At 64.4% G+C, this 11,919-nt stretch carries 9 protein-coding genes; 5 read left to right on the top strand and 4 right to left on the bottom strand.

The genetic code is table 11. The annotated features are described in order from the left end of the window. The first annotated feature begins 7 nt into the window (after positions 1-7). Positions 8-925 carry a sulfate adenylyltransferase subunit CysD gene (gene cysD, locus AR540_RS03740; protein WP_059226500.1) on the top strand — a complete coding sequence of 306 codons (918 nt, stop codon included), beginning with the start codon at positions 8-10 and terminating at the stop codon, positions 923-925. A 1-nt stretch (position 926) separates the two neighbouring features. Beyond that, entirely contained in the window at positions 927-2,825 is a 1,899-nt protein-coding gene (cysN, locus tag AR540_RS03745) for a sulfate adenylyltransferase subunit CysN (RefSeq protein WP_059226501.1), read from the top strand. Positions 2,826-2,876: 51 nt separating this feature from the next. Here the strand turns inward: cysN and AR540_RS03750 are convergent, their stop codons facing one another. After that, positions 2,877-3,188 (bottom strand): hypothetical protein, encoded by a 312-nt coding sequence (locus AR540_RS03750; protein ID WP_059226502.1) that lies wholly within the window; start codon positions 3,186-3,188, stop codon positions 2,877-2,879. 210 nt (positions 3,189-3,398) lie between these two features. Between AR540_RS03750 and AR540_RS03755 the strand changes: the two genes are divergently transcribed. After that, on the top strand, positions 3,399-5,033 hold the full coding sequence (locus AR540_RS03755; RefSeq protein ID WP_059226503.1) for a Na+/H+ antiporter: 1,635 nt from the start codon (positions 3,399-3,401) through the stop codon (positions 5,031-5,033). On the opposite strand, the gene dapC is transcribed toward AR540_RS03755, so the two are convergent. From dapC to map, 3 genes are read right to left on the bottom strand one after another with little or no spacing between them, the layout of a single operon-like run. Next, entirely contained in the window at positions 5,030-6,223 is a 1,194-nt protein-coding gene (dapC, locus tag AR540_RS03760) for a succinyldiaminopimelate transaminase (RefSeq protein ID WP_059226504.1), read from the bottom strand. The two genes, AR540_RS03755 and dapC, sit on opposite strands and share 4 nt — an antisense overlap. A 26-nt stretch (positions 6,224-6,249) precedes the next feature. Beyond that, the gene (locus AR540_RS03765) at positions 6,250-8,949 is read right to left on the bottom strand and encodes a [protein-PII] uridylyltransferase (RefSeq protein ID WP_059226505.1); all 2,700 of its coding nucleotides are present in this window, start codon (positions 8,947-8,949) and stop codon (positions 6,250-6,252) included. A gap of 10 nt (positions 8,950-8,959) precedes the next feature. Continuing rightward, positions 8,960-9,742, bottom strand: coding sequence for a type I methionyl aminopeptidase (gene map, locus AR540_RS03770; RefSeq protein WP_059226506.1), 783 nt, complete (start codon positions 9,740-9,742; stop codon positions 8,960-8,962). Between the two features lie 286 nt (positions 9,743-10,028). On the opposite strand from map, the gene rpsB reads away from it, so the two are divergent. Beyond that, complete coding sequence (gene rpsB / locus AR540_RS03775) at positions 10,029-10,766, top strand: 30S ribosomal protein S2 (RefSeq protein ID WP_059226507.1); 738 nt, start codon at positions 10,029-10,031, stop codon at positions 10,764-10,766. Between the two features lie 132 nt (positions 10,767-10,898). Next, a complete protein-coding gene (gene tsf / locus AR540_RS03780; protein ID WP_059226508.1) occupies positions 10,899-11,768 on the top strand; it encodes a translation elongation factor Ts in 870 nt (289 codons plus the stop codon). Positions 11,769-11,919: the final 151 nt, after the last annotated feature.

Genomic DNA, 11,919 nt, shown 5'->3' on the forward strand with positions numbered 1-11,919 from the left:
AGTAGCCATGCTCGACAAACAGACGCACCTCAAACAACTTGAGGCGGAAAGCATCCACATCATCCGTGAAGTGGCCGCCGAGTTCGACAATCCGGTCATGCTGTATTCCATCGGCAAGGACTCGGCCGTGATGCTGCACCTGGCCCGCAAGGCCTTCTTTCCCGGCAAGCTGCCATTCCCGGTACTCCACGTGGACACCGGCTGGAAATTCCAGGCCATGTACGAATTCCGCGACCGCATGGTCGCCGACATGGGCCTCGACCTGCTGGTGCACAAGAATCCGGAAGGGGTCGCCCAGGGTATCAATCCCTTCACCCATGGCAGCGCCAAGCACACCGACATCATGAAGACCCAGGGCCTCAAGCAGGCGTTGGACAAGTACGGTTTCGACGCCGCCTTCGGTGGTGCCCGCCGCGACGAAGAGAAGTCCCGTGCCAAGGAGCGCGTCTATTCCTTCCGCGACAGCAAGCACCGCTGGGACCCGAAGAACCAGCGTCCCGAGCTCTGGAACATCTACAACGGCAAGACCAACAAGGGCGAGTCGATCCGGGTGTTCCCGCTGTCCAACTGGACCGAGCTGGACATCTGGCAGTACATCTATCTCGAAGGCATCCCGATCGTGCCGCTGTACTTCGCCGCCGAGCGCGAGGTGATCGAGAAGAACGGCACCCTGCTCATGATCGACGACGACCGTATCCTCGAGCACCTCTCGCCCGAGGAGAGGGCGCGCATCCACAAGCGCCAGGTGCGCTTCCGTACCCTTGGCTGCTACCCCCTGACCGGTGCGGTGGAGTCCCAGGCGACCACGCTGACGGACATCATCCAGGAGATGCTGCTCACCCGCACCTCCGAACGCCAGGGCCGGGTCATCGACCACGATGGCGCCGGGTCCATGGAAGAGAAGAAACGTCAGGGGTATTTCTAAGATGTCGCACCAATCCGATCTGATCGGCCAGGACATCCTGGCCTACCTCGCGCAGCACGAACGCAAGGAGCTGCTGCGCTTTCTTACCTGCGGCAACGTCGACGACGGCAAGAGCACCCTGATCGGGCGCCTGCTGCACGATTCCAAGATGATCTACGAGGATCACCTGGAAGCCATCACCCGCGATTCCAAGAAGGTAGGGACCACTGGCGAGGAGGTCGACCTGGCGTTACTGGTGGACGGCCTGCAGGCCGAGCGCGAGCAAGGCATCACCATCGACGTGGCCTATCGCTACTTCTCCACCGCCAAGCGCAAATTCATCATCGCCGATACCCCCGGCCATGAGCAGTACACGCGCAACATGGCCACCGGTGCTTCCACCTGCGACCTGGCGATCATCCTGGTCGACGCCCGCTACGGTATCCAGACCCAGACCCGGCGGCACAGCTATATCGCCTCGCTGCTGGGCATCAAGCACATCGTGGTCGCCATCAACAAGATGGACCTGCTGGGCTTCGACGAAGCGGTGTTCAAGCGCATCAAGGACGACTACCTGGCCTTCGCCCAGCGCATCGACCTGAACGCCAAGGACATCCATTTCGTCCCCATGTCGGCGCTCAAGGGCGACAACGTGGTGAACCGCAGCGAGCAGACGCCCTGGTACAGCGGCAAGCCGCTGATGGAAATCCTCGAGACCGTGGAAATCGCCGCGGACCGCAACCTGGACGACCTGCGCTTTCCGGTGCAGTACGTCAACCGGCCCAATCTCAACTTCCGCGGCTTCGCCGGCACCCTGGCCTCGGGCGTGGTCACCAAGGGCGATGCCGTGGTGGTCCTGCCGTCGGGCAAGGGCAGCCGGGTCAAGTCCATCGTCACCTACGAAGGCGAGCTGGAACAGGCCGGTCCTGGCCAGGCGGTGACCCTGACCCTGGAAGACGAGATCGACATCTCCCGTGGCGATGTCCTGGTGCATGCCGACAATCGTCCGCAGGTGACCGACAGCTTCGAGGCCATGCTGGTATGGATGGCCGAGGAGCCCATGCGCCCGGGCAAGAAATACGACATCAAGCGTGCTACCAGCTATGTGCCGGGTTCGCTGCCGAGCATCGTGCACACCGTGGACGTCAACACCCTGGAGCACGGCGCTGCCAGCGAACTCAAGCTCAACGAGATCGGCCGGGTCAAGGTGGCCCTGGATGCCGCCATCGCCCTGGACGGCTATGGCGTCAACCGCACCACCGGCGCCTTCATCGTCATCGACCGCCTGACCAACGGCACCGTGGGTGCCGGCATGATCATCGCCGAGCCGATGGGCACGAGGGGCCACGGCCAGGGCGCGCACCAGCTGCACGTCGGCACCAGCGAGCGCGCTGCCCGTTTCGGCCAGCAGCCCAGTACCGTGCTCTTCACCGGTTTGTCCGGTGCGGGCAAGACCACCTTGGCCTATGCCCTGGAGCGCCGGCTGTTCGATGCCGGTCGTGCGGTCTTCGTGCTGGACGGCCAGAATCTGCGCCATGACCTGAACAAGGGGCTACCGCAGGATCGCGCCGGTCGTCGCGAGAACTGGTTGCGTGCCGCCCAGGTGGCCCGCCAGTTCAACGAGGCCGGCCTGATCGCCCTGGCTGCCTTCGTCGCCCCGGACGCTGAAGGCCGGGCCCAGGCCCAGGCGCTGATCGGTGCCGAGCGCCTGCTGACGGTGCACGTCAAGGCATCGCCGGCAGTCTGCGCCGAGCGTGATCCGCAGGGGCTCTATGCCGCAGGTGGCGACAACATCCCCGGCATCTCCTTCGCCTACGATGCGCCGGAAGATGCCGATCTGGTGATCGATACCGAGCAGCTGTCGGTAGAGGAGGGCGTCCAGCAGATCCTCGACGTCCTGCGCCGCCGCCAGGTGATCTAGGCCAGTCGAGCATGAAAAAACCCGCCTGATGGCGGGTTTTTTCATGCGCGCTTACCAGCGCGGCGGGCCATAGTAATAGGCCCCGGGCGGCGGGCCGTAGTACACGGGGCGTGGCTCCACCACGCGATACTCGTAGACCGGCGCCGGCTCGTAGTAGACCACGCGCGGCGGGGGTGGCGGGGGCGGTCCCTGCACGTACACCGGCTCGCGGGCATAGGAATTGGAAACGATGGCACCGCCTACCACGGCGCCCACCACCGCACCGAGAAAGGCAGGGCCCGCGCCACGGCCATGGGCGGACGCCTGGCCGGCGATGGCGAGGCAACTGGCAAGCACCACGACCTGAGTGATGCGACGTAGCATGATCATTCTCCTGCGACCCGGGGTAATGAAACCGGGTATGTCTATCAGACCGCAACGGCGGCGAGTCGCCTAGGGCGCCTCGGGTAAAGTTTCGGTAAAACCAAATTCGCGGACGTCAGTCCCAACAACCCGAGGTCGACGTGTCCCCGCGACCCTGGGGCGCATCTCTGTATTAGGTACCGCCACCGGTGCCCTGACCGCGAGACAGCCGTGCAGATTCTCTATACCGCCTTGATCCTGCTGCTGATGGTGGGTGCCACCCGCCTCAGCGCCCATCTCATTCCCATTCCGCTGCCCCTGATCCAGGTGGTGGTCGGTGCTTTGCTCGCCTGGCCGACCCTGGGGCTGCATGTCGCCCTGGACCCCGAGCTGTTCCTGCTGCTGTTCATCCCGGCGCTACTGTTCTCCGATGGCTGGCGCATGCCCAAGCGCGAATTCTGGCGGCTGCGGCGGCCCATCTTCATCCTCGCCTTCGGCCTGGTGTTCCTCACCGTCCTGGGTGCCGGCTGGTTCCTGCACTGGATGCTCAAACTGCCCTGGGCCGTGGCCTTCGCCCTGGCAGCGGTGCTGTCGCCCACCGATGCCGTGGCGGTGTCCAGCATCGTCCGCGGACGGCTACCCAGCGCGCTGCTACACGTCATCCAGGGGGAGGCGTTGCTCAACGATGCCTCCGGCCTGGTGACCTTCAAGTTCGCCGTGGCGGCGGCCCTGACCGGCGTCTTCTCCCTGAGCCAGGCGAGCCTGAACTTCGTCGTCGTCGCCGTGGGTGGCGCCCTGATCGGGGCGGTGCTCAGCTGGCTGGTCGGACGGGCCCGCGCCTGGATGGTGGTGCGCCACGGCTGGAGCGATGCCGCGCCCCATGTGGTCTTCATGCTGCTGCTGCCCTTCGCTGCCTACGTGCTGGCGGAGCGTCTGGGCGTCTCGGGCATCCTCTCGGCGGTGGCCGCCGGCATGATGCAGAGTCGGGTCGACCTGCTCCCGCGGCAGACCGCCACCCGCCTGCTCAACCACAGTGTCTGGGGGCTGGTGGAGTTCGCCTTCAACGGCCTGGTCTTCCTCATTCTCGGCCTGCAACTGCCCGATATCCTGGCGGCGGCGCTGCCGGCGTCCCAGGCGCTCTGGCCGGCCGCGGGCTGGCTGGCGCTCTATGTGCTGGGTGCCTACGGGGTGATCATGGCGATTCGCTTCGCGGTCATCCTCGGCTATTGGCGCCTGACCCAACCCAGCGAAGGCCCCATGACCCTCGCTGGCGACCCCCGCCTCATCGCCGCCATCGCCTCGCTCAGTGGCGTGCGCGGGGCGGTGACCCTGGCCGGCGTGCTGTCCCTGCCGTTGGTGCTGTCGGATGGCACGCCCTTCCCGTTGCGGGACGTGCTGGTGTTCATCGCCGCGGGCGTGATCCTGCTGTCGCTGGTGGTGGCGAGCATCGGCATTCCGCTGTTGCTGGCGCATCTGCCGGAACAGTCCAACGACCTGCTGGAGCGGGAACGCTGCGAGGTGCGGATCAATGCCGCCCGGGCGGCCATCACCGCGCTGGAGGGCGTTGAGTCCAGCGAGGACGATGAGCCGGCGCGAGCCGCGCTGCAGGCTGAGATCAAGGCCGGCATCATCGCGGAGTTCCGCGACGAGCTGAGTTCGGCCGATGACAGCGAGGATGCGCGCTCACTGGCGCGGCTGAGGGATACGCTGGATGGCGAGCTGCGCCTGCTCGCCATCCGTGCCCAGCGTCGCGAACTCTATCGACTGCGTATCGCCGGGGTGATCGACGACCTGGTGGTCAACGAATTCCTGCGCGAGCTGGACATCCAGGAGACCGCGCTGATGCGCGATCAGGGCAACCGCTAGCGGCGGCAGAAGCGGCGGATACGCTCAGCTGCTTCCACGCACTCTGCCAGGGGAGCGACCAGGGCCATCCGCACCCGACCGGCGCCGGGATTGGCGCCAGCCACCTCGCGCGACAGGTAGGAGCCCGGCACGACCGTGACATGCTCGGTGGCGAACAGCTCGCGGGCGAAGGCTTCGTCATCGCCCGGGGTCTTCGCCCAGAGATAGAAGCCGCCATCGGGCAGGGACACTTCCAGGCTGCCCTGCAGGATATCCAGCACGGCAGCGAATTTCTGTCGGTAGAGTTCGCGGTTTTCGCGCACATGGGCTTCGTCGCGCCAGGCCACGGCGCTGGCCTTCTGTACCTGCACCGGCATGGCGCAGCCGTGGTAGGTGCGATAGAGCAGGAAGCGCTTGAGGATGGCGGCATCGCCCGCGACGAAGCCCGACCTCATGCCTGGCAGGTTGGAACGCTTGGACAGGCTATGGAAGACCACGCAGCGGGCGAAATCGCTGCGACCCAATTCGGCGCAGGCGGTGAGCAGCCCAGGCGGCGGGTTGCCTTCATCGAAATAGAGTTCGCTGTAGCATTCGTCGGCGGCGATGACGAAGTCGTGGTGATCGGCCAGAGCGATGAGCTTCTTCTGGGTCTCCAGGGGCAGCAAGGCGCCGGTGGGATTGCCGGGGGAGCAGAGGAACAGCAGCTGGCAGCGCTGCCAGACGTCATCCGGCACGCTGTCGAAGTCGGGGTTGAAGCCGTTCTCCGCCAGGCAGGGCAGGTAGTAGGGCTCGGCGCCAGCCAGCAGGGCGGCCCCTTCATAGATCTGGTAGAAGGGATTGGGGCTCAGTACCAGGCCGGCCTTGCTGCGATCCACCACCGCCTGGGTGAAGGAAAAAAGCGCTTCCCGGGTGCCGGTCACCGGCAGCACGTGGCGCGCCGGGTCGAGCCAGCCCGCCGGGACGGCGAAACGCTGGCTGGCCCATGACGCGATGGCCTCGCGCAGGTCGGCGATGCCCAGGGTGGTGGGATAGACCGCCAGCTGGTCCAGATTCGCCGTCAGCGCTTCGGCGACGAAGGCGGGCGCCGGATGCTTGGGCTCACCGATCGATAGCGGGATGGGTCTGATCGAGGCCGGCGGGGTGACGCCGGCGAACAGGGCGCGGAGTTTCTCGAACGGGTAGGGGTGCAGCAGATCGAGGGTGGGGTTCATCGTCGGGAGATCCTTCGTTCGAGGCGCTAGATGCTGATGCGAGAGAGCGGTACCTGGCTGTCCGGCTCGCCCAACTGCTTGATCAGCGCCTGTTGCAGGGCGGTGCACAGCTGCGGGTCCGACAGCGGTCGGCCGTCCGCGTCGGTGACGTAGAAGACGTCCTCCACGCGCTCGCCGAGGGTGGCGATCTTGGCGTTGAGTACCGAGAGGTCGAAGTCCAGGAAGATGCGCCCCACCCGGGCCAGCAGGCCGGGGCGGTCCGGCGCCGTCAACTCGATCAGGCTGGCCGAGCGGGCGGTCTCGGTATAGATGTTCACCTGGGGGGAGAAGGCGAAATGCTTGAGCTGCCGCGTGACGCGCCGGTTGATGATGCTCGGGTATTCCTCGGGGTGCTTCAGCGCCTCGATCAGGCCTGCGCGAATCTGCGCGATACGGGCCGGATTGTTGCCGATGGAGCCGCCATCGGTGTCCAGCACGATGTAGGTGTCCAGGGTGAACTGGCTGGTGGAGGTGATGATGCGCGCGTCCTGAATGTTCAGGTTGAGCTGGTCCATCACCGCCACGGTCACCGCGAAGAAATCATGCTGGTCGGCGGCATAGATGAAGATCTGGGTGCCGCCCTCGGAGTCGCGTTGGGTGGTTTCCCGGATCAGCACCAGGGGCTCGGCCACATCGCCATGACCGAGGATGGCCTCGGTGTGCCAGGCGACGTCCAGGGCGGTATGGCGCAGGAAATAGGCATCGCCCAACTGCGACCATAGCTGTTCGGCGTCATCCGCATCGATGCCGCGGCGCATCAGGGTGTCCAGCGCCGATTGCTGGGTGCTGCGGATCTGTTCTTCGCGATTGACCGGATTCTCCAGGCCCCGGCGCAGGGCGCGCTTGGTCTCGGTGTAGAGCTGGCGGAGCAGGGTGGCGCGCCAGGAGTTCCACAGCGAGGGGTTGGTCGCGGTGATGTCGGCTACGGTCAGGACGTACAGATAGTCCAGGTGCGTATGGTCACCGACGGTGAGGGCGAAATCGTGGATCACCTGCGGATCGGACAGGTCCTTGCGCTGCGCGGTAGTCGACATCACCAGGTGGTTGCGCACCAGCCAGCTGACCAGGCGGGTGTCCCAGTCGGGCAACTGATGGCGACGCCCGAAGGCTTCCACGTCTTCCGCGCCGAGCTCCGAATGATCGCCACCACGCCCCTTGGCGATGTCGTGGTAGAGGCCGGCGATGTAGATCAGCTCCGGCTTGGGCAACTTGTGGATCACCCGGGTGGCCAGCGGATACTTCTCGGCCAGCACGTCGTAGCTCATCTTGCGCAGGTGTTTGATGAGATTCAGGGTGTGGGCGTCGACCGTATAGATGTGGAAGAGATCGTGCTGCATCTGGCCGACGATCTGGCCGAATTCGGGCAGGTAGAGTCCCAGCAGTCCATAGCGATTCATCCGCCGCAGATTGCGATGGATGCCGGATTCGCTCTTGAGCAGCTCGATGAACAGGCTGGTGTTGCGGATGTCCTGGCGGAAGGCGTCGTCGATCAGGTGGCGGCTGTCACGCAGCAGGCGGATGGTGCCGGCGCTGGGGCCCTTGATCGCGGGATTCTGCGCCAGCAGGACGAACAGCTCCATCAGGGCGAACGGCGTGCGCAGGAACACCTGCGGGTGGATCACCTCGAGGTAGCCGTTACGCACCTGGAATCTGTTGTTGAGCGGGGTCACCGCGTTGGGCGCCTGCTCGTCGCGCAGATTCACTTCCTCGAAGTGTTGCATCACCACGTCGCTCAGCTGGGAGACGTCCATCACCACGCGGTAGTACTTCTGCATGAAGCGCTCCACCGCCAGCTTGGCATCGTTGTCCTCGTAGCCGAGCAAGTTGGCGATCCGCCGCTGGTGATCGAACAGCAGCCGGTCCTCGGGTCGCCCTGCCAGCATGTGCAGGGCGTAGCGCACCTTCCAGAGATACTCCTGCGCCGAGGTCAGCAGGCTGCATTCGCTCTCGGTCAGGAAACCCTGGCCTACCAGGGCCTGCAGGTTGAGGGTGCCGAACTGGCGACGGGCGATCCACAGTATCGTCTGGATATCGCGCAGGCCGCCGGGCGAGCCCTTGACGTTGGGTTCGAGGTTGTACTCGGTGTCGTTGTACTTGGCGTGGCGCGCGCTCTGCTCGGCGCGCTTGGCGAGGTAGAAAGCGCGCCCGGGCCAGAGATGCTCCACGCTGGTGGCTGCCAGCATCGCCTGCCGCAGATGCTCGGGGCCGGCCAGGGTGCGGCTTTCCATCAGGTTGGTGATCACCGTCAGATCGGCCAGTGCCTCGGTCGCGCATTCGCGCAGGGATCTCACGCTCTGCCCGACGGCCAGGCCGACGTCCCACAGCAGGGTCAGGAAGCCTTCGATGGAGTCACGGAAGCGCTCCTGCTCCTCCTCGGCCAGCAGGATCAGCAGGTCGATGTCGGAATGCGGATGCAGCTCACCCCGGCCGTAACCGCCGACGGCGAGCAGGGCGATACCGTCGCCCGGCCAATCGAAGCGATTCCAGGCCGCGGTCAGCATCTGGTCGATGAACCAGGCGCGATCCTCGACCAGCCGCCGCACGCTGCGACCCGCCAGGAAGCGCTCATCGAGGGTGGCGTTCGCGGAACGGATGAATTTCTTGAAGGCCGCGATGGGGCTGGCTTTCAGCGAAAGCTCAGCCTGAAACTGGCCGGCGTCGAACAACTCCGAATCGACCTGGGGCATGGGCGCTCACTCACGCAGAAACGCGGGGAAAGGTTTCGTCCTTTCTCAGGGTCAGGATCTCGTAACCCTCTTCGGTGACCAGCACCGTGTGCTCCCACTGCGCGGACAGCTTGCGGTCCTTGGTGATGGCGGTCCAGCCATCGCCCAGCAGGCGGGTCTCGTAGCGCCCCTGGTTGATCATCGGCTCGATGGTGAAGATCATCCCGGCCTGCAGCTCCAGGCCCGTGCCGGCGCGCCCGTAGTGCACCACCTGCGGCTCCTCGTGGAAACCCTTGCCGATGCCGTGGCCACAGTATTCGCGCACCACCGAGAAGCCGTTCTTCTCGGCGTGCTTCTGGATGATCTCGCCGATGTCGCCCAGGCGCGCACCCGGGCGGACGAGGGAGATACCTTTATAGAGGCACTCCTGGGTGACCTGGCACAGCCGATCCGCCCACTCGGGCACGTCGCCCACCAGGTACATCTTGCTGGTGTCGCCGTGGTAGCCGTCCTTGATGACGGTGATGTCCACATTCATGATGTCGCCGCTCTTGAGCGGCTTGTCATTGGGAATGCCATGGCAGACCACGTGATTCAACGAGGTGCAGATGGATTTCGGATAGCCCTTGTAGTTCAGCGGCGCGGGGATGGCCTGCTGCACGTTGACGATGTAGTCGTGGGCCAGGCGATCCAGTTCCTCGGTAGTGATGCCGGGACGCACATGCGCGTCCAGCATTTCCAGCACCTCGGCGGCCAACTGGCCGGCGACGCGCATCTTGGCGATGTCTTCAGGGGTCTTCAGGATGACGGTCATCGGAAATCTCTAGGTATCACGCCGGGTGTTAGCTTTCGATCCGCTATTCTATCAGGTCTGGCGGTCGCGCTGGAGCTGCCGCGGCATCGGTTGCGCCCGGCAGTCGGCAATCGCCGCTGGTGGTATGCCGCGAGGCGTGATATAAAGTCGCGCGCTTTTTCGGGGTCAAGCCCCTTGATGCGCTCCTAACCCCACACACGCATCGACACGATGACCTGGGTGCTTCCCGATGGGAAGTTGGTCATTGGGATGCGTGGAGGCCCAACCCGACTACGAGGAACATCTAATGTCTCAAGTCTCCATGCGTGACATGCTGAAAGCCGGCGTGCATTTCGGCCACCAAACCCGTTACTGGAACCCGAAGATGGGCAAGTACATCTTCGGCGCGCGCAACAAGATCCACATCATCAACCTCGAAAAGACCCTGCCGATGTTCAACGAGGCCCTGACCTTCGTTGAGCGCCTGGCTTCCGGCAAGAACAAGATCCTGTTCGTCGGCACCAAGCGTTCCGCCGGCAAGATCGTGCGCGAAGAAGCCGCCCGTTGCGGTCAGCCCTTCGTCGACCATCGCTGGTTGGGCGGCATGCTGACCAACTACAAGACCATCCGTGCCTCGATCAAGCGTCTGCGCGATCTGGAAATCCAGTCCCAGGACGGTACTTTCGACAAGCTGACCAAGAAAGAAGCCCTGATGCGTACCCGTGACCTCGAGAAGCTCGAGCGCAGCCTGGGTGGTATCAAGGACATGGGCGGCCTGCCGGACGCGCTGTTCGTCGTCGATGTCGACCACGAGCGCATTGCCATCACCGAAGCCAACAAGCTGGGCATCCCGGTCATCGGCGTCGTCGATACCAACAGCAGCCCGGAAGGCGTGGACTACGTCATTCCCGGTAACGACGACGCCTTCCGCGCCGTTCAGCTGTACCTGAGCAGCGTCGCCGACGCTGTGATCCGTGGCGGCAGCAACGCCGGCGCGGGCGAAGCTTTCGTCGAAGAAGCCGCTGCCGAAGCCGTCGAGGGCTAAGCGAAACGACCCTCCGGGTCGAGTGGTTCGACGTGCGAGAAGGGGGCCTAGCCCCCTTTTTGCCTACTAGCGTTTCATTGGCTCCGTCATCGTGCGGAGTGACCTCGAAACCGTTTCAAGAGGATTTCAAACATGGCAGAAATCACTGCAGCCCTGGTCAAAGAACTGCGCGAGCGTACCGGCCAAGGCATGATGGATTGCAAGAAGGCCCTGGCCGCTGCCGGTGGCGACATCGAGAAGGCCATCGACGACATGCGTGCCGCTGGCGCCATCAAGGCCGCCAAGAAAGCCGGTAACGTGGCTGCCGAAGGCTCCATCGCGGTCAAGGTCGCCGACGACCACAAGGCTGCCGTCATCATCGAAGTCAACTCCCAGACCGATTTCCTGGCTCTGCAGGACGACTTCAAAGGCTTCGTTGCCGCCAGCCTGGACAAGGCCTTCGCCGAGAAGATGAGCGATGCCGCTCCGCTGATCGCCGCTCAGGAAGGTGCTCGTGAAGCCCTGGTCGCCAAGTGCGGCGAGAACGTCAACATCCGTCGCCTGACCCGCGTCGAAGGCGATGTGGTTGGCGCCTACCTGCACGGTCATCGCATCGGTGTGGTCGTCACCCTGCAAGGCGGCACCGCCGAACTGGCCAAGGAAATCGCCATGCACGTCGCGGCGAGCAACCCCCAGTTCCTGAACCCCTCCCAGGTTTCCGAAGACGCCATCGCCAAGGAAAAGGAAATCTTCCTGGCGCTGAACGCCGACAAGATCGCCGGCAAGCCGGAGAACATCGTGGAGAACATGGTCAAGGGCCGCATCAACAAGTTCCTGGCCGAAGCCAGCCTGGTCGAGCAGCCTTTCATCAAGGACCCGGACGTCAAGGTCGGCGAGCTGGCTAAGAAAGCCGGTGCCGAGATCGTCTCCTTCGTACGCTACGAAGTGGGTGAGGGCATCGAGAAGGCCGAAGTCGACTTCGCTGCCGAAGTCGCTGCCCAGCTGGCTGCCAGCAAGCAGTAAGATCGGCATCCGCTGATGACCAGGAGGCCGCCCGCTTCGAGCGCGCGGCCTCTTTGTCAAATTGGAAGGCACGTCTAGTTTCTCGCCTCCCAAGGAGTTTTTTGCCGATTGGAGTGAACGCAACTACGGTTGCGCTTTCCTATCGCTGGAT

It is taken from the genome of Pseudomonas sp. EpS/L25 (genome assembly GCF_001512295.1).
Classification (GTDB): Bacteria; Pseudomonadota; Gammaproteobacteria; order Pseudomonadales; family Pseudomonadaceae; genus Chryseomonas.